The organism is Shewanella sp. N2AIL, from assembly GCF_022690845.1.
In the GTDB taxonomy this organism is placed as follows: Bacteria; Pseudomonadota; Gammaproteobacteria; order Enterobacterales; family Shewanellaceae; genus Shewanella; species Shewanella baltica.
Genome location: NZ_JALBYT010000013.1, coordinates 47,901 through 71,608, shown reverse-complemented (window position 1 = coordinate 71,608; position 23,708 = coordinate 47,901). Strand labels below are relative to the sequence as shown.

The following is a 23,708-nucleotide window of genomic DNA, read 5'->3' as shown; positions in this document are numbered from 1 at the left end:
TTCTGTTATTTACCCAAGCAGCTTAACTATTGTTGCGATTAATGCCTCGGGAGCTGCTTGGTGTATGTTGTGTCCGGCGCCGCTAATACTGTGGACGAGAATAGGCGCGTGTAATTGCCACTCTTGGGCGAGGGCGTGAAACTTGGCATCTTGGCTACCCGCAAAGAAATGGCATTCACAGGCAAGTTGTGAAGGCACATCCCACATCGATGCTTGGCGTGCAAGTGAAGTGGCTAAGAATACCTCTTTAAGCAGCTGTTTGGGATGCTGATCTAAGACGGCAGATCTCTGCTCGATTAAGGCTTTACGTTTGGCCGCAGTCATGTCGGCAAACACGGGCTGCTGATACCACAAGTTTAAAAAATCTTTGCTAGCCAGATGCAATAAACGCTCGGCCCACTGGGCATCATTCTTGGTTCTGGCCGTTTTTTCTTGCGGGTCTACCAGCCCTGGGTGGCAGGATTCGAGGTTCAGACTTAACAAGCGCTGCGGATAGGCTTTTGCAAGGTGCAAGGCAATACGCCCGCCTAAGGAATAACCGTAGAGATGAAACGGTTCGGGACTTGGATTAAGGCTATCGAGCCGCGTCACTATGTTTTCGACGCAAAAATCAAAATCGAGCTTAGCCTCAGTCGACCCTTCAGCTTGATTATCTCCATGGCCCGGCAGATCCAAACAAATACAATGAAAGTGCTGGCTTAGCGCAGGCATTAACGGCAACCAGTCGGCCTTAGTGCCTAAAAAGCCATGTAGTAGCACTAAGGTCGGTAGTGAAGGATCGCCGTAACGGGCCATGGTTGGCATTAGCTTTGTTTCACCCAAAGGTTGAGCGCGGCGATTTGGTCGCTGGTTTGGTTTTGGCTCACATTGACTTCAATGATCGAAGCCCCCTGAAAATCCAGCGCTTCATTATAACTATCTTGAAAATCGGCTAAATTATCCACTTGATTATAGGGCAGATTAAACATGGCTGCGGCGTAGCCAAATTCTAAGCCATGGCTGAGTCGATAATAATCACTGCGGACTTGTTCATTGGGAACCGGCAATAAGTTAAAGATATTGCCGCCATCGTTATTGAGGATCACGATCACCAGCGGGCTCGTTAAGCCTTTGGCGATGGCCAGCGAGTTAAGATCGTGCAGTTGCGATAAATCACCGATGATCAAACTGGTGGCTTTGCCTTTGTGGGCCGCAATGCCGCAGGCGGTGGCGAGCAAGCCGTCAATACCCGAGGCGCCACGGTTGGTATAAGTGGTCGCTGTGCAGCAACTGACAGGGGCATACATGTCGTACAAACGTACAGGCAGGCTGTTGCCGATAAAAAGCTGCTGTTCTAAGGGACGAGTGTTGGCGATAGCGCGTATCACCTGCGCTTCACCAAATTCCCCTTGATCGATATTACGCACAAATAAGTTATGCAATTCATCGTTATAGGTGATTAAGGTATTCGCCCAGTTCGCTGAGGATGAACGATACCAGTTCAAGGCCGCAAACTGCTCTGCATTAGCATGCCAAATGTGCTTCGCATTGTGACTCGGATCTAGCCTGTCTTGCTCGGGTAACACTTGCCAGTAGCTGTGCCAATTCTGCTCGGCGAGATAACTGATGACGCGTTTTGACAATAAACGCCCGCCGAACACGAGTACGCGATCCGCTTCTTGTAATAGATTGCGTGCCCTTGGATGTTGCAGCAGTTGGTCGATGTTACCTATTGCCGCGGGATGTTGGCGCAGTTGCGACTGGGCATCAGTAAGCAAAGGCCAGCCAATTTTTTGCGATAACGCGATAAGCTGCTGTGGATCTTGCTCGGGTGTGAGTGTACCGACAACGATCACGCCTTTACCGTGGACGAACCGCATGATGGCATCGTCACTGGGGCTGCTCAGCTGCTTGCTCTTGCCATATTGGGTATACGGGCGGGCGAGCTGCAGCCAGGTTTGCAGTGGTTTGAGGTAAGGCGATTCGGCATCGAGAATCGCGCCACCGAGTTCACTCGGATACAGGGGCTCACGGTACATGCAGTTGATGTGCACTGGACGAGTTTGATTCGCCACCGCTTCATCCACTGTGGTGAGCAACGCCTGCGGTGCGATATGCGCATCTGGCGTTGGCAAATTAACTTGGGTGGCGTAATTCGCAAAAATCCCCGGTTGGACTATGGCTTGATTGGCGCCGCAGCCGAGTAATTCGGGTGGACGATCGCCGCTTAAGACGATCAAAGGCACGTGGGTTAGCCAAGCTTCAACAATCGCAGGATACAAGTTAGCGACTGCGGTGCCCGAGGTGGTAATGATAGCGACCGGTGCGCGGCTGGCTTTTGCCAGACCTAAGGCCATAAAGCCGAGTCCACGTTCGTCGAAATGCAGGTGACGCTGGAGTTTAGTTTGCTGGGCGGCGGCGAGGGTTAACGGCGTCGAGCGCGAGCCCGGTGCCATACACACATGTTGCACGCCAAGACGTGCTAACTCCTCAAGAATAAGGGCGCCCCAAATAAGATTAAGAGTGGCTGTATTTTCGGTCCGCATAGCTGAATCTATTAGGATAAAGATGGGCTTAGTGTAACGTGTTTATGCCCCAAGATGTATGCTTGGCTTAACAATTCTCGGCGGGTTTGTATGGGGGCTGAGGTGGAGCCTAAGCTAAGGCAAGGGATGCCTATCACCTCTGTACAGTGGCTAGTCTATGGGTTGTGCAAGCTGCTTTGGGCTAAATAATATGGTCAACAATCTTTTTAATCTGTCCACTTAGCCACACTAAATCATCATTCACTTTGTTTGGCTGATTTTTTTGCACTAAGAAAATGGTTGGCGCTTCGGCGTGAGCATATAAACGTTCGGCTTCGAGTTGCGACAGCTGGCATGTGTGCAGTTCAGCCACATCACTTACCATCTCGTAAACCACGCGATAGGGTAATAACGACAGTGCCTGACTTTCACCTAGGTATTCAAACAAACTTGAAATACTAGTAATGGTAATTTCAGTATTGAGTTTAATGTTGCTCTTCAGACAAAACTCTTGGTAAGGACTGAGCTTAGAACTGGGATTACCGAGGTCGGTATTCACATAGGGATATTCTGCAATCGTCTCTAAAGTGATTTCCCGTTTGAAAATCGGATGATTACGGCTCGCAAGAAGGTAAACCTTATCCATGCTTTGCAGAGTGGTCGTCAGGAGTTTATCGCCAAAGGCGGCCACATCAGCCGTGCTTTTATTGCAGCAAATGCCCAGAGTAGTATCACCGTTAATAATGTCTTGGGTCGTATGCATAGACCAAGGGGTGATATTAATGTGCATCAGCTTCTGTTCATCTTTAATGGCCTGCATTAAGGCTTTCGGAAAAGCGTAAGCAATCAAGCCGGGAGCAGCAATCTCGATATGCGTTTTCACTAAGTTAGCATTTGCGGCTCTGGCCTTACGAAACTTATCAGTACATTCAATGGCTTCTTTCGCGATTGGATATAAATGGGTCGCAAACTCATTGGGGAATAGTCCGTATTTACGACGAATGAAAAGTTCATCACCAAAAATTTCCCGTAGATTTTTAAGGCTACGACTTATTTTAGGAGCCGGAATATCAAGAGCCTTAGAGACATAAGTTGCAGACTTGTTCTCATATAATGAAACGAGTATTTTCAAACTCAGAATATCCAGGCCATCCATGTTACTAATGTGCATTTTTTATATCCCTTTTATCGAGCAAATACTTTAAAGAACGATTAATTATGGCGTCATTAAATAAATTTAATGTGAAACATATCTCAACTTCAAAACTATAATATCGCAGTCTGCTAGTGTCGTTTTTAGATTTAATGTTTTTTATATTTCAAAATGTGATAAAGATAAATTTGGAATTTTAAAAGGTGAAATTCATTTAATTGAATTTCACATTGGCGATTATCAATTATCTATTTTTACATTCAAGATTTGCGCTAAATGGTAATGAGATCGAATTCTTAACTTGTTGTTTATTATTAAATTGCCATTGTTAAATGTGATCGTGTTCAAAAAAAATAAAACGCTTCACGTTAATACTAAAGTTGCGTTAAAAGAGATAACAAAAAATAAATAGGTTATTGGAGGCGTTATGAATACTTCAGTCATTCTCAGCTATGCGTTTATGTATTTCGTGCTGTTTGTAGCAGTGCCATTTGTTTTTGTCATGTTCGTCATGACCTGCATTAAGTTTTTTAAAGCAGGCCCCGATGAGGCAGAGCATCATGAAATGAAACTTAAACCAGTACTGTTCGATAAACAAAGTTTTAACTTTTTTAAATCGTTAAAAACCGTAGTGGAAGGCAAATACGATGTTTGCTGTAATGTCCCGCTAGACACCGTATTTGAAATGGACCAGCATGACGCTGATTTAAATCACGAGTGCCGACTAGACTATGTGTTAATAGATCATGACTCATCTGAAGTGAAAATGGTGATCAGTGATTTTGGCAAAGAACACAACTCGCCAATGAAAAAGCTGTTTAGTAAGTTCAATATCAACTTTATTGAAATGAACCAACATAAACAGTGGGATACACAGAGCCTAAAGCAAGCGTTAGCCGTCTGATCCGACCGTCGGGTTCGGGTAACTCCGAACCCTGACACTCCTCTTCTCCCTTCCCAAAATAAATGTGAGGACTCCCTATGTCCAAAAGACAATGGCTGTGGTCGATTCGCTTGGGTGCAATTGCATTGCTTTTAAGCTTTGGTGCGACAAGTGCCGAGTCGGCCCTTCAAATTAACAGTGACACGACTTGTATGAAGTGCCACAAACGTAACGGTCAAATGTTAGGGCATCACGGCCAAGATGCGATGAAAATGACCTGTTCAACCTGTCATGGCGAAAAAGGCGACCACCCTAAAAAGCCGAATGATATCGTGGTGTTTGGTATGAAAGATGGCTCGGAGCTTGATACTCAGCTCGCCGTTTGTCACAAGTGCCATACCCAGCGAAAACTGGGCGAAACCGAATGGACGCATAATGTGCACGCACAAAAAGTGCCCTGTGCCGCCTGTCATAAATTACATAGCCCAACCGAACCTATGGCGGATATGACGCCAAAAGTTCGCAGTGAGCTGTGCCGCAATTGCCATAGTGGCCAGTAGGGGTAGGTTATGGAAAATTCAAAAAGAAGATTTCTAAAAGGCACATGTGCCTTATTTGCTGGCGCTTCGGGCGCATCACTGCTCGCCACAGTGAATGCCGCTGAAGGTGCTAAAGCAGAGTCAGATATTAAATATGCGATGATTCATGATGAAACTAAGTGTATTGGTTGCCGCGCATGTGAAGTGGCATGTCGTGAGACCAATCAAGTGCCAGAAGGGGTTTCTCGGGTCAGGATTGAACAAACTGGACCGTTCGGTGAGTATCCGAATGAGTATTATCACTTTAGCCGTATCTCTTGTCAGCATTGTGAAGACGCACCTTGTGTCAACGTCTGCCCAACGGGCGCTGCCTTTATTGATAAAGAAACCGGCATAGTGTCAGTCAATGCGTGGAAATGTGTCGGCTGCCAATATTGTATTGCGGCTTGCCCTTATAAAATTCGCTTTATTAACCCAGTCACCCACGCGGCGGATAAATGTGATTTCTGCCGTGAGACGAATCTCGCTCAAGGAAAACAGCCTGCCTGCGTTGAGGCGTGTCCAACTAAGGCGTTAGTGTTCGGTAATTTAAAAGATCCGACGTCTGAATTAGTACAAGTGCTGCGCGCTAATCCAACTCAACGTGCGAAAGTCGCCCTCGGAACGCGACCTAAGTTGTTCCGTATCCTGGCTAAATCCGGGGAGGTGATACTATGAGTGCCCTACATTTTGATACCTTAGTCTGGCATTGGCCGATTGCGATCTACTTGTTTTTGGCGGGTGTATCAGCAGGGGCTATGTTCTTCGCCGTACTGTTGAAACATTTTGTTTTGAAGCAAAACGCCTATCAGTCTGGCTTTGTGCGAGCCGCCTGTATTGTCGCCCCAGTCGCCGTGATGGCGGGCTTAGGCATATTGGTCGCAGACTTAACTAAACCCCTCGATTTCTGGAAGATTTTGGTGTTTTACAATCCTAAATCTGTGATGTCGATGGGCGTACTGATTCTGCTGATTTACCAAGTGTTTATGTTTATGTGGATTGGGTTAACCTTCCGCAAACCTGTCGATGCTTGGTGTGAATCGCGTTTCCCTATCGTCCTTAAGCTGACGGCTTTGCTAGCTCGGTTTGAGGCGACGATCACGGGATTACTGGTGATTCTATCCTTAGCATTGGGCGCTTATACCGGCTTCTTGTTATCGGCGTTACCTGGTTATCCCATGCTGAAAAATCCTGTGCTGCCTTTACTGTTCTTGGCATCTGGGCTGTCTTCCGGCGCGGCATCTTCTTTACTCGGTGGCGTGTTGATGAATGGCAAACCGAATGACAAAGAGGTGCACTTTATCCACAAAGTGGAAATCCCGCTGATCTTAGTTGAGATTGTGCTGCTGTTTACCTTCTTCGTTGGCTTATTGCTCACCGGAGGACAGAGTAAGATCGCCGCCTTTAATGCTTTAGGTTATGGCTTCTGGGGCTGGATTTTCTGGGTAGGGATTATCGGACTTGGTTTATCAGGCCCGTTAGCGATGAACCTGTTTATGACCACGACGTCGAAACGCAAATGGGCTTATGTGGCAGGGACGGCTTGCCTGAGCTTAATCGGGGTGTTATTGCTACGTAACTTCATACTGTACACAGGACAAATGACGATCGCTTAAGGTGCGAACGCTTCATTTAAGACGAACAAGATGATAAGAATCAAGGAAATCGACGGATCGCGGAAACAATGTCAAAGGAAAACATTGTAGATGAGGCCCTTGCGGCGCTGGCTGAGCTCTCAAGGGGTAAGTCTGGTCGCGGTTGGTTGTGTAACAGGGAGGTCGCTGGGCAAGGATGCCATATTTTACACTTCAATATTTTGCCCTGCCTCCAAATGGGCCTCGCCACCTCTATTCCTTAGGGTGGCGTTTCTTGTTTTAGGGGCCACTCGATTTTCCTTTACTCGCCTAAATTATTAATCCACTCACTCATCACCACATGGGTTTTGATCTTGATGATATCAGTGTGCGTGTCGATATATTCACGGATCTCATGCAGGCGGCGCATCGAGGGCGCATGCACGTACACGAGCAAATCCATGTCACCGGAAATACCACGGCAAGTGATCACTTCGGGGATCGCTTGGAATACGTGTACTACGTCGGCGCAACGTGGACATTGATGCTGGATTTCGAAGTAAGCCGACACCCCTTCTTTTTGCGACTCACTCAAGAGCACTTGATAGCCACGGATCACCCCAGTCTGTTCGAGTTTTTTAATCCGCTCGGCTACCGCGCTGCGGGAAAGGTTCACTTGTTCGGCAATATTCGACACGCTCTGGCGTGCATCCTGACGCAAACTATGAATGATGGCCGTATCGAATTTATCCAAGGGTGACTCCAGTGAAAATGGCTATATTGGATCTGTGTGCAATTTTGCCATTGGTTTGAATGGCAACAGAATTTACTGAGTATTTGAGCTTATAATTTCACCACTCCTTAAGCTGGCCGTCATTTTGATGGAAATAACGCTATTTGCCGTGATTTTGCCGGTATTGGACGTGGAGAACACTGAAATTAACGGCAGATTGTGGGGCAAAATCTCACTATACTGACAGCTCAAATACCACAGAATATTAACAGATGAATTCAAATAGCGGAACTATAGGTCGTTGGCAAGGTGCGGGTCTAATGGCGACCACTTTGCTCGGTACTGGGGTGTTTATTTTGCCTCAGATGACAATTGAGAAAGCGCAATCTGGCGCGCTAGTCGCATGGATATTACTTACCTTAGCCATTATTCCTGTGGCGCTGGTTTTTGGTCGTTTAGCGAGTGTATTTCCCCATGCTGCTGGCCCCGCTTACTTTGTCGAAAAAGCCTTTGGTCGCACCGCTGGTCGAACAATTGGATTGATCTTTTTACTGGTTGTGCCCATGGGCGCCCCCGCCGCGATTTTGATGACCTTTCAGTTTGTGAATGCCTTAATGCCGATATCGGGTTGGTCCAAGGTCAGTGTTGAAGTATTAGTGATTTTTGGCCTGTTCCTGATTAATTTAAGAGGCATTCAAGTGTCGGCCAAGCTGCAATTTGGCTTAACGCTGTGCATAGTGGCCGTTGTTGTCCTCTTATTTGGTGCAAGCAGTTTTCAGCCTGGTCATCTGACAACACTCGCCAGCCATGGTATGCCTGAAATGCCAACCGTGATGATTGCCGCAGGCATCGCCTTTTGGAGTTTCTTGGGCATAGAAGCGATGACCCATCTGGCCGATGATTTTCGCCGTCCACAGCAGGATATGATCCCCGCTATGATGATGGGTACTGTGTTGGTGGGCGTAATTTATGTGGCTTGTACACTATTACTACTGTTAGTGCCGACGGATAAAAGCGTCGCTATGATCGGCGTGTTTGATCAGTTGCTCGGTGGTTACGGCGCGCAAGTGATTGGCGTGTTGGGGATTGCGAGTGGATTAGCTACCGTGAACGTGTATTCGGCCAGTGCGGCACGTTTAGTGTGGAGCTTTAGTTGTGAAGGCATTTTGCCGCGCTTCTTTGCGGTGAAGAACGCCCACGGCGTACCAATTCGCGCGCTGGCTGCACTGTTATCTGTGATGGCGAGCGTGATAGTGCTGACTTATCTTACTGGACAAGAGTTAGAACACCTTATTGCATGGAGCAACGGCGTATTTGTGGTGATCTATTTGATGGCTATGTTAGCGGCCGCTAAGTTATTACCGCGCCATAATTGGCCACTAGTAGCGCTGGGTTGTGCGTTTTGCTTGGCATTAGGTTTTGCCCTAGGTGCGAGCATGTCCTATGTATTGGTGTTGATATTAGTGGTGGCGCCATTTCTGTGGTGGCAAAAGACCCATATCAGCCGCAAACAAGGTTTAGCGATTCCTGAGTAATATTCGGCTCCTCTGGGGCGAAATCAAAATGATGGGTTAATTAAGAAGGCCCCGAACTCTTTATGGTTATTAGAGTTCGGGGCTTTTTTGTGTGGCTGAGTGGATTTCGTAACTGAATATGATTGAGTGCGATTAAATTGAATGAAATAAAGGGGTAAACCTTAAGTTTGATGGCCGGTAATAGGTGTCGCAGAAGGATTGCACATTACTGATATTTAATTATATCTCGCGAGCGAGGCGCTAGTTTGTGTTCTATATTTTGATCATTCATACAGAAGGAGCATAAAAATGGATTCAGCTGCGTTACTCAATCGAGTGGATGAATTACCCAGGTTACCCAAGGCGATCAGTGAACTATTAGACGCAGTCAATGATGATAATGCGACAGTAAAAAGTATTGCCACTAAGGTTGCGCACGATCCCTTAATCAGCGCGAGGGTATTACGCCTTGCCAACTGTGCCCACTATGGACGCAGTCGAGAGGTGGGTACGATCGACGAAGCCGTGGTGCGTCTTGGGATGCAAACCCTGCGTACTTTAGTGCTTGCATCGGCCGTAATTGGCGCAGTTCCTAAGTGTGAAGGAATCGACTTAGCCCAGTTTTGGGGGCAAACCTTTGAGATTGCCCTCTATAGCCAAGAAATGGCGAAACGTTGTGGTGCTATGCCTGAAGAAGCATTTACCTGCGGTATCTTGCACCGTATTGGCGACTTGCTCATTGCGGCTGTGTCACCTAAAGATGCGGCAAAAATTGCTGAAGCTGTGGCGCAGGGTAAAGATAAGCATGAGTTTGAACGTGAGTTGCTTGGATATGATTCACCCGATATCGGCGCATTGCTGGCCAAAAATTGGAAATTCACCACAGCCTTGGTGGAAGGTATTTTATATCAAGATCATCCTAAGGATTCGGACCCATTCTCAAAACTTGCCGCATTATTATGCCTATCTTACAAAGTGTTGGATGAGTGGGATACCATTGAGGATGATGAGAAAACCAGTTGGTTATCCCAGTTAGCCACCAAGAAAGGATTAAGAATGGAGATGGGTGGATTGCGGACTAAGTTGACAGAGTTACGCGGTTCAGGATTCGAAATCGGTAAAGCCTTAGCTTAGGATTTAAGTGAGTTGGGTTTAAGTAAATCGCGCGGCAGGACAAATCATTTTTAGTCAAAGACGATATCAATAAGGTCTTAAGACTATAGCGTGAATGTGAAACGAGATAGCGTTTCGCATTCACGCTTTTTTATGCGGCGGATTAATCGATTAGTACTTTGATTCAAGCGTTGAATCACTGAGGCGCCTGATCTATATGTCGATTGGCGGCGATGGCAAGATTGCGCATTTGAATTAACTCGCTGTGTTTGAGGTACAGCAAATCAGCGGTGCGACGAATGATTTGGTCTTCATATTGGGATAACTGTCCATCGGCATAGGCCAGTTGCCACATCGCGAGCAATAATTGCTGCTTTTGCGCTAGGCTAAATTCAGCGTTAATGGCTGAGGTAAATTCAAACAGTGAGGTCGCGCTACCTTGCACGCTTTTGGCTTCATCAATCAGTATCTTAGCGTCAGCTTCTGACATTGATAGCGTATCTGTCAGCAACTTAGGCAATAAGGCTTCTTCCTCTGCCGTTAAGGTATCATCGGCAAACACCACTTCAAGTAACATACTCGCCGCGGCGAGTTTAAGTTGATGCGCCTTGTCTTCAGGGGAGACTGCTTGCGTATGTGCTTCAAAGAATCGTCTTAACTTCGCAATCATATTTGGCGGTTCTCATGTTGGAGGGAATATTAAGGTAGAGTCGATTGAGGGGCGAAAGTTCACCCTAAGCAGTGTATTGCTTAGGGTGAGATAAAACGGGATTACAGTAGCGAGTTCAGACCTTTCATCAGTAAGTCTGAGGTGCCTTCAGTGCCATTGGTATCCAAGTAAGACTTAGCTATGTTGATCATCGGCATCGCAAGATCTTTAGAAATGCCCAATTTTTCAAAGGCGTCTAACACCATCGCACTGCCTTGCAGTGATGAACCTAAATCCCCCGCTTTGGATAACAAGCCAGAAACGCCTGATTTTGAGTCCAATTTAGGCGCTGCTGCTAACAAGCTATCGGCATTAGGAATGCTGGCAGCCAGTTTTGAATAGTCGGTTGTCCCTAGGCTAGATTGCGCTAAGCCTAATAAACTGCCTAAACCACCTTCGGCTTGAGTTTGGTTTAAACCTAATTGTGACATGACGCTGCCAACCAAATCATTTGACTGAGTTGCTGTCACCGTTGTGGCCGCTTTTTCAGTTTTGGCTTGAGTTCCGGCCAAGTTATCTAACCATCCTGCACTGGCTGGCGCTGCTAAAATACAAGTGCCGAGGAAGATAGAGAGGGTAAGAGTGTGTTTCATATGGAAGCGTCCTTTGATGGTTTGCGCATGTGTTCGCAGGACAGTTTAGCGGGTTTGCAACTTTTGTTGCAGTAGTTTTCTGTGATTTACGATTCACACTGGTGATTTCTGCTGTGCATTGCTACGGGATTTTCGGTATCCTTAGCGCAATTCTAAGTGTTAATTCATTTCAATTATTTGGAAAGTCGCATGTCACTGTCCGCAATTTTGTCAGAAGCCTATAACTTCTTCCGTAATCATCTGGCGCAACTCGCTATGCTGACGATTCCATTACTTTTGATCCAAGTAGGGATCCAGTTGTGGCTTGGCGTAGAGATGAGTAAAGTCGATCTTGAAAATCCACAGTTTGGCGCACCACACATGGTCGCCATGATGCTGTTACTGCTCACCTTTTCGGTATTAATCGCCGCCCTGACACTGTTTTTAGAACTGCGCTCTCAAGGGCATAGTCCTTCTGCGGGCATGGTGCTGAAGGCAAGTCTACCTTTTGTTCCACCACTATTATTAGCTGGGGTGTTTTCTGGTTTAGCGATTTTAGCGCCAGTGATGCTGTTTGCCGCCTTCGGTCCTTTGTGGCTGGTGGGTTTGGTTATTAGCTTCTATCTCTTCGCCCGTTTGGCCTATGTGAACTTTATGGTCGTGGTTGAGCGTTTAACACCGCTGGAAGCCATCAAGGGCAGTTTTAGCTTTAGTGGTCCTATCGTGCTGAGAACTATTGCACTATTAATGCTCTATCTGCCACTTTCAGTGGTGGGTAATCTGCTGTCAGGTGCTGCCTCTATGGGCGGATTACCGCTGCAAATGCTGTCGGATACCTTTATGTCTTTCATTGGCTTATTCGTTAACGTGGCTTTGTTCCGCTTATATATGGTGTCGAAAAAACCAAGCGTCGAATAGCGCAAACTCAATTCAGCCTGCAGGGAATCACTCATGGGGACGAAAACGGTCATTAAGGATAGTGAGTTTATCCAAGATTTTTCGGCCTCCTTGAGTGATGACTACCTCAAGGCAAAAAGCTATGTGCAGGATGTGCCGACTCAGTCGCTACTGCACATTCGCAGTTTTACCCATAAGCTCACCGAGTTACTGGGGCAAGATAAGCAAATCGCGTTTTCGAGTCCGAATCTGTACGATAGGATCGAGCAACTAAATCAGCAGCGCGTTATCGATGTTAAGACGACTCGCGCGCTGCATCGATTGCGGGCCGACGGTAACCGCGGCGCTCATCCTGAAAAATATCACCTGACTCAAGCGCAATTGCTCGCGCTGGCGCAAAAATCTATTAAAGATGTTTTGGCGCTAGTCGAACACTTGTATCCCAAGGTTAAAGGCCAAGCCGCACCTGATTATCGTTATGAAGCGTCTGATGCCATGACCGCGAAGGATTTATGCTACCGCGCTGTGATGGAAGATGACGCCGAAGCTCAGTATCTGGTGGGTATATCCTTTAAGACCAAGGCCTTGATGCTGAAAGAGCAAGAGCTGCAACAAGATCAAGAGTTTGCCAATTCAGCTGAAGCTACTTCTAATTCAGAATCTTCTGGCGTTTCACCTCTTACTTCCCACATTAGCGCCGCTGACAGTTTTGCCCGTGCCGCCTATTGGTTTGCCCTTGCGGCGCCTCGGCATATGGAAGCGTTACATGAGCACGGTGTGGCCTTGATCCACGGTTATCAAGGTGTGCCAGAGGTGGCGAAAGGTGAGCAGCTTATTGCGACGGCTGCCGAGGCGGGTGTCGTTAATGCGATGGCGTTATTGGGATATTTTTATCTTGTCGGCAGTGAGTCGTTTCAACCCGATAGCAAGTTAGCGCAGCAATACTTACAGCGCGCAGCGGAGGGTGAGCAAACCGAAGCGATGGCGAACTTAGGTGTGCTGCATTATCAGCAAAAAAATATAACCCAAGCCTATCATTTTATAAGTAAAGCCGCACAAGCGGGTTATCCCCACGCCCAGTATCATTTGGCATTAATGCTCGCCAATGGTGAGGGTTGTACTCGAGATATGATTGCCAGCGAGTATTGGATGGCTGAAGCTGCCGAGCAAGGGCAACTCGATGCCATGCTGACGCGGGCACAGCATATGCTCAATGACGATAATGCCTTTGGGAGTGATTTGACTCAGGCAGAGGATTATCTGCGCCAAGTGATTAAATACGGTCACAGTGTGCCTGCGATGATCGAGCTGAGTATGGCACTGGCCGACGGTATGTTAGGGCGAATTGATGTTGTGGGAGCTGCTGCTTTGCTGAAGTTGGCGCGACAACATGCCAATAAAAAAGAGGCCGAAATTATCGAGCCTCTTTGGCGTTCTCTTGCATTACAAATTAAAAATGTACTTAAAGTAACTCAAGATCCCGCAGAAATTCATAGCCTTAATCGCGCACAGACATTACTCGTCATTTGAGTCGAATAACGACACTTCACTCCTCGTTTCGCGATCACTAGCTTGCCAGAGCGAACAAAATTTAGTCTCGAAACGTCAACACGCCCTAGTGTTCATCCTCTTTATGCTCAAAAGTCCGCCCTTGATGGCGCGTCGCATTGGATTCCCTAACAATCGTTTCTGAACCATAAACCTGGCTCTGTGGCTCATCTGCAGCATGGGCGTGTTGCTTGGCGTTTGCCTGTGCCTGATTAAATTTAGCCAACTGACGCGCCATGTAAAAACGGCTAAACAGGACTAAACAACCGAGCGCAATGGCGCCAAATAAAAGCACGAATGGCAATAAAAATAGCGATAAACAGATAAGGCTAACGCTAATTGCCATGGCTAACCAAGCCCGTGGGCCAGAAATTCGGGTCTGCAGCGGGCTCTGTTGGAACTGTTGATAAATCATAAGAACTCCTCGATAGGCAGTGGACATTTAGTGTGCAATAGCGAGTGCGTCTAGGTCACGTTAATCTTGATTAATTTACTTTATTTTACCTCTGAGGCCATTGGGCTGTTACGTATCATCCCGATATGTGATCTCGTGGTCACCTATGTTGTGCATCGAATAACGGTTAGTTAATCATATGTTTTCGCTCGAATCTTTTTGATGTAAATCTGAGCAATTTCTTTGCGAACTGTACAGAGTATGAGAAAATTAAGTTCAGATTAAGCTGCAGTTTTAACTCAGTTTGCCGCTTTATTAAATTAGTTTTAAATGTTCGTTCAACTCGCTCAGACACCCTCTTGTTTCACTGCTTTGTTAATAAATTAGACGCCAACATGAACTCATATTCGCTCAAGCAAAAAATTCTGTTCTCCGTCGTGGTAGCCCTTTCACTCGTGATTGGTTTGTTGTCATGGCAAAGTTATTCCAGCCAAAAGTCTCAGCTGTTAAAAAACAGCCTAGAACAAGTGCAGCGCTTAGGTGAGCAGCAGGCTGAGCGTATTCAAGAATGGTTGGCCGGCCGCCAAGATATTATGGGGGCACTGGCGAGCAAAGTTGAGGGTGATAGCCTAAATACGTTACAACAAGCACAAGCGTCTGGCCGTTTCCAGTTGACCTATTTTGGGAGCCAAGCGGGGCAAATGCTGGATTCTGATCCGAGTGTAGACCGTACTGGTTATGATCCTCGTAGCCGTCCTTGGTATCAACAAGCCATCAGTGCACGCGGTCCTATCTTGACTAAGCCTTACGTGGATGTGGCTTATAACATTCTGGTTGTGACTATGGCGCAGCCTACCGCACAAGGAGTTGTGGGTGGTGACTTATCTATCGCGAGCCTAGTTGACGGTGTTAATCGGATGAAGTTACCGGCCAACGGTTATGCCATCATGATGCACAAAGACGGCACAGTTATCGCTTATAAAGATCAAGCGAAGACGATGAAACCTATAGGTGAAATCGACAACGATCTTAATCGTAACTTGCCAGAACAGAGCCGTGCAGCGGGTACTCTGTTGCCTATGTATTTTGAAAATGAAGGACGCGATAAGTTAGTTTGGAGCGTTGATATCCCCAATACAGATTGGGAATTAGTGTTAGTGCTTGATAAGGAAACGCTAGAAGCACCACTGTCGAGCCTGTTACTCACCCAACTGGGTTTATCAGCACTCGTACTGCTGTTGAGTGTGTTAGCGATTTCTTGGTTAGTTGGCATGTTACTGGGTCCATTGAGCCGAGTATCGCAGGCACTGGCGCGTATCGCCGATGGTAATGGTGATTTAACTCAACGTATTTCAGTCGACACTCAAGATGAAGTGGGCGTACTTGCCGACAGCTTTAACCGTTTTGTCGGCAGTCAACATCAGCTGATCAGCCATATTCGCCAGTTAGCGAATGAGTTAGATGCCGATGCTGAACGTAGTCTGGCCACCACACAAACCTCGGTGACTGAACTACAACGTCAACAACAGGAAGTGGCTATGGTCGCGACCGCAGTCACAGAAATGGCGAGTGCTACCAATGAGATTGCGGCCAATGCTGAAAACACGGCAACGGCGGCTCAACAATCTGCAGCGAGCAGTTTACAGGGTAAAGAGTTAGTCAATAAAACCCGTAACTCGATTAATTCGCTGGCCGATGAAGTGACTCAAGCGACCGATGTCATTGCTGATTTGAGCCGTCACGCTCAATCAATTTCAAGCATTCTAGCGACGATTCAAGGGATTGCAGAACAAACCAACTTGTTGGCGCTTAACGCTGCCATTGAAGCGGCGCGTGCTGGTGAGCAGGGTCGTGGTTTTGCCGTGGTCGCGGATGAAGTGCGCGTGTTATCGCGCCGTACGCAAGATTCGACTCAAGAAGTGCATACCACGATTGAAACACTGCAACGCACAACCGCCAGAGCCGTCAGCTTGATGGAAAGCAGCCAAGCATTAGCGGGTCACAGTGTTGAAGATGCGAATGCGGCGGCAAAAGCCCTTGAAGAAATTACTCAAGCGGTCAACGTGATTTCAGATATGGCAGGCCAAATTGCGACTGCAGCGGAAGAGCAGACTCAAGTGACGGGTGAAATCACTCAAAATACGGTTGCGATTAAAGATGTGACCGATGAGATTACCGCCTCGGCCATGGCTGATTTGGCACAGGCGCGAGACTTAAAAGCCCGTGCTAACGATCTTAATGCACAGGTCGCGACCTTTATTCTGTAGTTACTACTTGTAGTGTTTCACTTTGATAAGAGCCCGATAACGCCTTTGCTTTATCGGGCTTTTTATTGGTGGAGATTTGGTATTAAAGCATTTCTGCGGGAGTAAATAGCTTAGCGACACTCTGGCAAATCGTTTCTCTAATCCATTTATGCCCCTGATCTTCATCATTTCTTTGATGCCATAACAATACATAGGCCATGGGCATAAATTCGAAGGGTAAGGGCAGAAGTTTAAGCGGATAGAGCTGGCAGGCGTGCCGTGCAAAGCTCGAAGGCAGAGTGAAAATTAAATCGCTGTGGGCGCACACACTGGCGGCACCATAAAAATCGGGTACTGTTGTACTGATCCGGCGTCGATGGCCGAGATCGGCAAGAAAGTAATCCAACGCCCACCAATCGCTGCCTTCACAGCGAACCTGCACATGGGCCATGTCGAGGTAGAGTGGGAGATCCCATTGTTCTGAAGTCAGCGCCGCCATCAATGGGTGGTCTTCACGCACTAAACATACTTGTTGATCGGTAAATAGTGTTTGATAGGCAATCCCTTCGGGCAGGCGATCCACCTGAAAATCGGACAATGGATGCAAGTCCCGCCCTGAAATACCAAAATCAATTTGCCCTTGTTGCAAATCCTGCATCGACTTTTCGGTCCAGACATAGGAGTCAAGTTTGACATTGGGCGCCGTGGTCAGCATAGGGCCGATAAAATATGGGATTAAGGTTTCATAGGCGCTTTCCACCATGGCAAAGGAGAATTGTCGATTGCTACTGGCGGGATTGAAGGTCGGAGGCTGAGTGAGTTGATACAAGTCTTGCAAAATATTCGGCAGTTTTTGTCCCAGAATGAGGGCGTGCGCCGTCGGTTTTAAGCCGTGGGCCGTGCGCTGAAATAGCGGATCATCTAAGGTTTCTCTGAGCCGATTTAAGCTCTTACTGAGGGCTGACTGGCTTATATGTAATCGGCTTGCGGCGCGAGTCACGCTTTGCTCTTCTAGCAGAACTTTGAGTATGACCAGCAAGTTAAGATCGATTCTGGCTAAGTTGTCGATATTCACAGATATTCCTCAGAGGAAATTTACTTTGGAAATTATACCATTTCTGTTCATACCTTGAGTTAATTAAAATAGCGCCCACTGAAATACCTTTTCCTGATCAACTGAGATTATTTATGCGGCGCAATCTATTACCTATCCTGATGTCTATGGTGCTTCTTAGCCCATTAGCCATCGATATTTACTTACCTTCAATGCCGACTATGGCGGCAGAATTCGCCGTATCTGCCAGTGATGTGCAATCCACGATCGTATTATTTTTATTCGCTATGGGTTTAGGTCAAGTGTTGATTGGGCCATTAGCCGACCGTTATGGTCGCCGTCCCGTGGCTATTTTCGGGGTGTTACTCTACTGTGCGAGTAGCCTTTTAGCAGCTGCAGCTGTCGAATTTCATTGGTTACAGATTGCCCGTTTGCTGCAAGGTTTGGCTGCCTGTTCGACTTCTATTGTGGTGTTCAGCGCCGTACGTGACTGCTACGATCAAAAGGAAGGCGCTAAGATTTACAGTTACTTAAATGGCGCCATTTGCGTTATTCCCGCATTAGCACCGACCTTAGGCGGCTTATTGGCAATGCAATTTGGTTGGCGCTCAACCTTCGTCTTCATGACGTTATATGCCATGTTGATGATGCTTGTTGTCGGTTATCGCTTACCTGAGACTCGACCTGCCAATACGGTCACCACTGGCCCACTTTACCGTTGGGGTCGATATAAGCCTGTACTGGGTAACGCTCATTTTTTGTTTTATGCCTTTGCTTGTATGTCAGCGATGGCCGCGATTTTGTGTTACGTGTCGTATGCGCCAGTATGGTTGATTGGGCATTTAGGGCTTTCTGAGCTCATGTTTAGTGGTCTATTTGGTTTCAATGCCGTGTTTAATATCGTGGCCTGTTTTACTGCACCCCTGATCATTCGCAAACTCGGTAATCGTCCTACAACGATTTTGGCCCTGTCCATACTCGTTTTGTCTGCAGCGCTCACTGTGGCGGGTCAGCAATTCGGTCCGAGTACTGGAATGATGGCAGCGTTTGCCTTTATGTTGCCTATGTTGATGTTGGGGGTTGGATTTTCCTTCTTACTCGGTCCAGCGACCAGTATGGCTCTGTCGGCCTTTGGTGAACGAGCTGGTACTGCCGCGGCTATGTTAGGTTTTATTCAGATGAGCGGTGCGTCCGTGCTTGCTGGACTCGTACAACAAACGAGTTTAACCGCACCTTATGCAGTGGCCTTAGTGATGGGCGTATTTCCTCTCGGTTTATTATTGATGATGGCGCTGAGTCGATTTGACCACTGGCATCAAGAGCAGTTAGCTGGCGAGCATTAGTTCGCAGCACAGGTTAATTACAAAGTCGTTAATCACAGAGTACACCCTTTACCCGCAGTTTGTTTGACCGCGAACTGTGGGTATTTTTTATTGTGCCTTGTACCTCTTTATCCTTTGGTATACTCGTAAAATAACTTACTCAAACAGGGGGAAAGCTTGTCCCGCCACTATTGTGCTATTTGTCGTTATCCCCTGAATGCTTGTCTGTGTGCGAGTGTTCAACCTATCTCTCCAATGACTCAGTTGGTGGTTTTACAGCACCCGAGTGAAGTCGAACATAAAAAAAATAGTGTGCGGGTATTGAGTCTTGTGGTCGCTGAAACGCAAGTTTATGTGGGCGAAAACGAGGCCGACTTCAATGGTTTACGGGAACATTTAGCGGCGTGTAATAAGCCGATTTATCTCGTCTATCCCTCTGAGCAAAGTGTGAGTGTTGAACAGCAGCCTATCAATCCAGATTGTGTATTGCTCTTACTCGATGGTACTTGGCGCAAGGCGTTTAAGATGTTGCAGCTGAATCCTTGGATAACCCAGTATCCTGCGGTGCATTTGGCTGAAGGTTATGAGTCGCGCTATCGGATCCGTAAGTCGAGTCGTAGCGACAGTTTATCGACCTTAGAAGCTTGTGCTTATATGCTAAGCGCCCTTAATCCTCGGCTTGATGTTCAGCCCTTAATGACGGCATTTGATGCTATGGTTGAACTGCGGATTAAGGCGATGCCGAGCACTGTGCAGGCTCGTTATCAGAACTCAAACAAACCTAACGGCGAGACTAAGTGAATGTTTTGACATTATTTAGCCTTAGAGGTTTTAGGTCTGAATTAATGCCTTTAAGTTATTGAGTTTTGATACTGCGTACGAATTAAATTAGTCAAAATCTTATTCAGATCACGCTAACTTAGTGTGAAATACGGTTTAATAACAAGGATTCATTTGCGCAGCAAATGATGAGATAGCTTTGCCAGCCAATTGCTTTGCAGGGGAGTGATTCCATTGTTAATCACAATTAGTTAATGGCGTGCTGGCAGGGCTATCGAGCTTTAAGCTTTGTATTTTTCCGCAATGATATTGCAGCAATATTTCTGCTTAGCCTCTAATTTTAATCAAAGCTCATCCGATAAAACAGTTGTATATATGTTCATTGTTCGGAGCAAATGATGAGATGGCTTTGCCAGACAATAACTGGCTTTGCAGGGAGTGATTCCATTGTTAATAACAATTCGTTAGTGGTGTCCTGGCTGGGCTATAGAGCCGATGCGAACATCGGCAGATTTCTAATTCGTTCTAAGCTAAGCGTTTTTCCGTAAGAAAGGTTTGGGTGAAGTTATCGACTGAACTTGGGTAGCCAAAAAGAAATCCTTGGGCAAAACCTTGGCCCATGTCTGTCATTATGTCCCTTTGTTGTTGAGTCTCTATGCCTTCGGCGACGAAGTGAATATCGAGTGCCTGCGCGAGTTGCACTATGGCATTGCAGAGCTTTTGTCCTGATACTTCGTTTAAGCGCAAGGCAAACTCGGCATCAATTTTTACACTGTCTATGGGCAAAGTGCCTAAGCGACTGAGTGAAGATAACCCAGTCCCAAAATCATCAATGGCAATGCTGACACCTAAGGCTTTGATGCGATTGAGTGTGAGTCGTGCTTGCTCAGGTTGGCGTAGCAGTGCCGATTCGGTGATTTCTAAAATCAGTGCCTCAGCAGGTAAATTAGCCATTTCCAAGGCATTAATCACTTGGTCGATAAAATCTAAGTGTTCCAATTGCAGTGGCGACACATTGACTGAAATTCTAAAGTCTGCCTGATTATGTGCCCGCCATTGTGCCGCTTGCACGCAAGCCTGTTCCAATACCCATTGACCAATACTGACAATTAACCCTGTCTCTTCCAGCAATGGAACAAAATCGGCGGCGTCATAATACTCGGTAGGTGATTTTTGCCAGCGCAGTAGGGCTTCGGCAGCTATCGTTCGATTAGTGTGTAAATCCACTATGGCCTGATAGGCGAGAGTGAACTGTTTTAAGCTATGAGCATGCCTTAGACTATTGATTAACTGCAGCTTTAACTCCGCGGCCTGGCTCATAGCCTTATCGTAAAACACGAGGTGCGGTAAGCTCTTTTTAGCACAATACATGGCCGTATCTGCAAGGCTAATTAGCTGTCCCGCTTTATCACTGTGGGTCGGAAATAGCGCAATGCCGATACTCGTGCCTAGGAAAAACTTTTGCCCTTCAATTTCAAAGGGGCTCTCAAATAGACTAAGTATCTGCTCTGCAAACAGTTGGATTTCATCTTTGCAGCTGCAGTCTTGCAGTACTAAGGTAAACTCATCTCCACCCATGCGTGCTATGTCGGCTTTTTCGATACAACCGGCTTCGAGTCTGGCGGCGACGAGTTGTAACACCCGATCGCCCATGGAGTGGCCGAAGCTGTCATTGATATTTTTAAACCCATTGAGATCTAAAAACATCAGCGCACCTAATGTGAGAGGATCCGTTTTGAGCTTCTCTAGTGCTTTATTGAGGATCTGCTTAAGGTGGAATCGGTTAGGCAATCCAGTCAAGGTATCGTACATAGCACGGGTCGTCAGCTGAGTTTCGAGCAGCTTTTTCGTGCTAATGTCACTGAAAATATTCACATTATAGTGATCGCCATCTTCGGTAATGATTTTTCGACTACTTTGCCATGCTGGGAAATTGCTACCATCTGAACGTTTTTTCCACGTTTCACCCTGCCAAAAGCCCCTTTGTTTTAGTGCAATTTGGCATTCGGTTTCTTCTCCTAAATGATGGCTTTTCAACTCTAAAAATTCAGGGGTTTTACTAATAAGCTGCTCGGCGCTATAACCGCAAATACGGCACATGGCTTTATTAACGGCCAAAATCTGATCATCTGAGTCTGTGATATACACAGCTTCGGCACTTTCTTCGAGTGTCGTCGACAAAATCTCTTTGGGAATATGGGCAAAACCATCGGAAATAATTTCGCGCATTTGATTACGGCGATTGAGCGCTTGAAATTCCACGAGCACAACGGGCTGTTGCTGCAGATAACAGCGATAGAGGTTTACTCGAGTTGGCAGTTCATTGCCGAGTTGACTCAGGTGTAGCCAGTTGAATTCAACATTCTTACCCGCAATGGCTTCGAGGATCATTTCCCTCGCATATTCAACACTGTTGCGGCCGGATGATTGAATTCTCGGAGAAAAGTCATAGGGAGTCGCATTCACAAAGGCATCATACTCAGTCTCAAAATAACCGAGTGTCGCTTGGTTGGCGCTAATAAAGCTGAAGCCTTGAATTAAGGCTAGGGGAGTTTTGTGGGGATGTGCTTGCCAGAGCGACAGCTTTTCTTGCAGTACTGGATCATCCGTACTGAGTTTCTTAAGTAAGTGTTGCCATCTGATCATTTAGGATACTCCCTTGTGACACATATAAGGTCACATCCTATTTTTTAGGTCTTCGTTGATACGAAGTTGCCCAATAGTACATCATTCCAATGGGGTTAAAAATAAACCTAATTGTTGTTTCACTCAAATAGAAACTCAAAAAGTGTAGTTTAAGACTTGTATTTAAGCATATTTTTTAAGAACACCTGCTGCATATTTCAAACTTTGACAGATTTTATGCTATGTTTTTCGCATCGTGTTTGAGTTGGCTGTTATCGTTCATCCATCCGATGACCAAATAAAGGAGGCCGGAAATGGCGCATTTATCTAAGGTGCTCATCTCTAAAATGTTGATGTCGTTCATACTGATTTCCAGCATTCATCTTGCTGTGGCTAATGCCGCCGATGCGCCAAAGCCAAAATTAACCCTAGAGCAAAGAGCCGATAAGGCCCGTATAGACTCCCAGCGATTAGAGCAGGCCCAATTAGAGAAGGCGCGCCAAGCCGCCAAGGAGACTGCAGAGCGAGAAGATAAAATCAAACAGCAGTCCCAAACCCATGATTGGGAGGCTCAGCAAAAACTCAAGGCACAGAAACAGTTCGACGAGAGGGAAAGCCGCGAGCAAAAATATTTACGGGAAGCAAAAGAAGCCGCAGCAAAAGAGCGTAAAATCCCAAAGCCTTAAGCGGGCCATCGACACCGTCGATTTCAGCTAGGCAGTGTTAGCCTTATTTGTTGGCATTGCGACTACTCTCATTAATTGCACCTTACTATCCCTAGGAATTGTTGTTGAATATCTGCCCCTTATGCCACGGCACAGAATTACTCGCTTATCATCAGGATAAAAAGCGCGACTATCGCCAATGCCAAACCTGCCAACTGGTTAGCGTGCCTCCTGAGTTTTATCTCTCGGCCGAGGCCGAAAAAGCCGAGTACGATAAGCACGAGAATCATGCCAATGATCTTGGCTATCAAACCTTTTTAAATCGCACACTTGAGCCACTACTTAGCCGTGTTAGCACTTCGGCCCAAGGGCTCGATTTTGGCTGCGGCGAAGGCAAAGCCTTGAGCTTGATGGCAAAGGCGCGGGGTTATCAAATCGATAATTACGACCTTTATTACGCTAATAACCCCGCAACCTTAGTCCGCCAATACGACTTTATTACCTTAACCGAAGTTATAGAGCATGTTAGCGATGCCGCAGGTTTGCTTGCCCAACTTGATAGGTTATTAAAACCCAACGGCATTTTGGCTGTGATGACTAAACGCGTACAAGATCAGACTGCATTTACCCGCTGGCACTATAAAAACGATCCCACCCACATCAACTTTTATGCCGAAGCGACCTTTGAATGGCTCGCGCATCACTATGGCTGGCGACTCGAAATCATCGATAAAGACGTAGTGTTCTTATATAAAGAGATGCATAAAGTAAATTAATGCAGTCGTAGCGGTTTAACTAAAATCATGTCCTTTACCGCTAAGACTGGATGCTAGCGTGGTCCGCT

General features: G+C 46.6%; 22 protein-coding genes. 13 read left to right on the top strand and 9 right to left on the bottom strand.

Going from position 1 to position 23,708, the window contains the following annotated elements; genetic code table 11:
* Positions 1 to 9: 9 nt before the first annotated feature.
* From menH to MO387_RS09830, 3 genes are all read right to left on the bottom strand, one after another.
* A complete protein-coding gene (gene menH / locus MO387_RS09840; RefSeq protein WP_242326230.1) occupies positions 10 to 804 on the bottom strand; it encodes a 2-succinyl-6-hydroxy-2,4-cyclohexadiene-1-carboxylate synthase in 795 nt (264 codons plus the stop codon).
* Positions 804 to 2,525, bottom strand: coding sequence for a 2-succinyl-5-enolpyruvyl-6-hydroxy-3-cyclohexene-1-carboxylic-acid synthase (gene menD / locus MO387_RS09835; RefSeq protein ID WP_242326229.1), 1,722 nt, complete (start codon positions 2,523 to 2,525; stop codon positions 804 to 806). The genes menH and menD overlap by 1 nt, the downstream gene beginning before the upstream one ends.
* A 181-nt stretch (positions 2,526 to 2,706) precedes the next feature.
* Positions 2,707 to 3,675 carry a LysR family transcriptional regulator gene (locus MO387_RS09830; protein ID WP_242326228.1) on the bottom strand — a complete coding sequence of 323 codons (969 nt, stop codon included), beginning with the start codon at positions 3,673 to 3,675 and terminating at the stop codon, positions 2,707 to 2,709.
* A 409-nt stretch (positions 3,676 to 4,084) separates the two neighbouring features.
* Here MO387_RS09830 and MO387_RS09825 point away from each other — a divergent pair, with 409 nt between their 5' ends.
* From MO387_RS09825 to nrfD, 4 genes are all read left to right on the top strand, one after another.
* The gene (locus MO387_RS09825; protein WP_006079641.1) at positions 4,085 to 4,561 is read left to right on the top strand and encodes a DUF2726 domain-containing protein; all 477 of its coding nucleotides are present in this window, start codon (positions 4,085 to 4,087) and stop codon (positions 4,559 to 4,561) included.
* Positions 4,562 to 4,638: 77 nt separating this feature from the next.
* Positions 4,639 to 5,100: a nitrite reductase gene (locus tag MO387_RS09820; protein WP_011845461.1), complete on the top strand. Its 462-nt coding sequence runs from the start codon at positions 4,639 to 4,641 to the stop codon at positions 5,098 to 5,100.
* A gap of 9 nt (positions 5,101 to 5,109) precedes the next feature.
* Positions 5,110 to 5,796: a 4Fe-4S dicluster domain-containing protein gene (locus MO387_RS09815; protein WP_242326227.1), complete on the top strand. Its 687-nt coding sequence runs from the start codon at positions 5,110 to 5,112 to the stop codon at positions 5,794 to 5,796.
* Entirely contained in the window at positions 5,793 to 6,734 is a 942-nt protein-coding gene (gene nrfD, locus MO387_RS09810; protein WP_006079644.1) for a cytochrome c nitrite reductase subunit NrfD, read from the top strand. Before MO387_RS09815 ends, nrfD begins: the two co-directional genes overlap by 4 nt.
* 280 nt (positions 6,735 to 7,014) lie before the next feature.
* On the opposite strand, the gene MO387_RS09805 is transcribed toward nrfD, so the two are convergent.
* Complete coding sequence (locus tag MO387_RS09805; RefSeq protein WP_006079646.1) at positions 7,015 to 7,446, bottom strand: Lrp/AsnC family transcriptional regulator; 432 nt, start codon at positions 7,444 to 7,446, stop codon at positions 7,015 to 7,017.
* A 251-nt stretch (positions 7,447 to 7,697) separates the two neighbouring features.
* On the opposite strand from MO387_RS09805, the gene yjeH reads away from it, so the two are divergent.
* Together yjeH and MO387_RS09795 are read left to right on the top strand one after the other, a co-directional pair.
* Positions 7,698 to 8,960, top strand: coding sequence for an L-methionine/branched-chain amino acid transporter (gene yjeH / locus MO387_RS09800; RefSeq protein ID WP_107949838.1), 1,263 nt, complete (start codon positions 7,698 to 7,700; stop codon positions 8,958 to 8,960).
* A gap of 288 nt (positions 8,961 to 9,248) precedes the next feature.
* Complete coding sequence (locus MO387_RS09795) at positions 9,249 to 10,073, top strand: HDOD domain-containing protein (protein WP_012586447.1); 825 nt, start codon at positions 9,249 to 9,251, stop codon at positions 10,071 to 10,073.
* Positions 10,074 to 10,248: 175 nt separating this feature from the next.
* On the opposite strand, the gene MO387_RS09790 is transcribed toward MO387_RS09795, so the two are convergent.
* Both MO387_RS09790 and MO387_RS09785 read right to left on the bottom strand, forming a co-directional pair.
* A complete protein-coding gene (locus MO387_RS09790) occupies positions 10,249 to 10,722 on the bottom strand; it encodes a TerB family tellurite resistance protein (protein WP_011845463.1) in 474 nt (157 codons plus the stop codon).
* Positions 10,723 to 10,823: 101 nt separating this feature from the next.
* Entirely contained in the window at positions 10,824 to 11,354 is a 531-nt protein-coding gene (locus MO387_RS09785; RefSeq protein WP_107949836.1) for a DUF2780 domain-containing protein, read from the bottom strand.
* A gap of 189 nt (positions 11,355 to 11,543) precedes the next feature.
* Between MO387_RS09785 and MO387_RS09780 the strand changes: the two genes are divergently transcribed.
* On the top strand, positions 11,544 to 12,251 hold the full coding sequence (locus tag MO387_RS09780; RefSeq protein ID WP_006084586.1) for a hypothetical protein: 708 nt from the start codon (positions 11,544 to 11,546) through the stop codon (positions 12,249 to 12,251).
* Positions 12,252 to 12,284: 33 nt separating this feature from the next.
* Positions 12,285 to 13,760: a DUF4145 domain-containing protein gene (locus MO387_RS09775; RefSeq protein ID WP_107949834.1), complete on the top strand. Its 1,476-nt coding sequence runs from the start codon at positions 12,285 to 12,287 to the stop codon at positions 13,758 to 13,760.
* Between the two features lie 85 nt (positions 13,761 to 13,845).
* On the opposite strand, the gene MO387_RS09770 is transcribed toward MO387_RS09775, so the two are convergent.
* Entirely contained in the window at positions 13,846 to 14,193 is a 348-nt protein-coding gene (locus MO387_RS09770; protein WP_006079655.1) for a hypothetical protein, read from the bottom strand.
* Positions 14,194 to 14,567: 374 nt separating this feature from the next.
* Here MO387_RS09770 and MO387_RS09765 point away from each other — a divergent pair, with 374 nt between their 5' ends.
* Positions 14,568 to 16,439, top strand: a complete 1,872-nt coding sequence (locus MO387_RS09765) for a methyl-accepting chemotaxis protein (RefSeq protein WP_107949832.1) — start codon at positions 14,568 to 14,570, stop codon at positions 16,437 to 16,439.
* 82 nt (positions 16,440 to 16,521) lie between these two features.
* Here MO387_RS09765 and MO387_RS09760 read toward each other — a convergent pair whose 3' ends face one another.
* Positions 16,522 to 17,493, bottom strand: a complete 972-nt coding sequence (locus MO387_RS09760; protein ID WP_107949830.1) for a LysR substrate-binding domain-containing protein — start codon at positions 17,491 to 17,493, stop codon at positions 16,522 to 16,524.
* Between the two features lie 113 nt (positions 17,494 to 17,606).
* On the opposite strand from MO387_RS09760, the gene MO387_RS09755 reads away from it, so the two are divergent.
* Together MO387_RS09755 and MO387_RS09750 are read left to right on the top strand one after the other, a co-directional pair.
* Complete coding sequence (locus MO387_RS09755) at positions 17,607 to 18,815, top strand: multidrug effflux MFS transporter (protein ID WP_106649064.1); 1,209 nt, start codon at positions 17,607 to 17,609, stop codon at positions 18,813 to 18,815.
* A gap of 156 nt (positions 18,816 to 18,971) precedes the next feature.
* The gene (locus tag MO387_RS09750) at positions 18,972 to 19,595 is read left to right on the top strand and encodes a tRNA-uridine aminocarboxypropyltransferase (RefSeq protein ID WP_107949827.1); all 624 of its coding nucleotides are present in this window, start codon (positions 18,972 to 18,974) and stop codon (positions 19,593 to 19,595) included.
* A gap of 504 nt (positions 19,596 to 20,099) precedes the next feature.
* Here the strand turns inward: MO387_RS09750 and MO387_RS09745 are convergent.
* The gene (locus tag MO387_RS09745; protein WP_107949826.1) at positions 20,100 to 22,220 is read right to left on the bottom strand and encodes an EAL domain-containing protein; all 2,121 of its coding nucleotides are present in this window, start codon (positions 22,218 to 22,220) and stop codon (positions 20,100 to 20,102) included.
* 293 nt (positions 22,221 to 22,513) lie between these two features.
* Here MO387_RS09745 and MO387_RS09740 point away from each other — a divergent pair, with 293 nt between their 5' ends.
* Positions 22,514 to 22,885 (top strand): hypothetical protein, encoded by a 372-nt coding sequence (locus tag MO387_RS09740; protein ID WP_199908772.1) that lies wholly within the window; start codon positions 22,514 to 22,516, stop codon positions 22,883 to 22,885.
* A 104-nt stretch (positions 22,886 to 22,989) separates the two neighbouring features.
* Positions 22,990 to 23,640, top strand: coding sequence for a methyltransferase domain-containing protein (locus MO387_RS09735; RefSeq protein ID WP_107949824.1), 651 nt, complete (start codon positions 22,990 to 22,992; stop codon positions 23,638 to 23,640).
* The last annotated feature ends 68 nt before the right edge of the window (positions 23,641 to 23,708 follow it).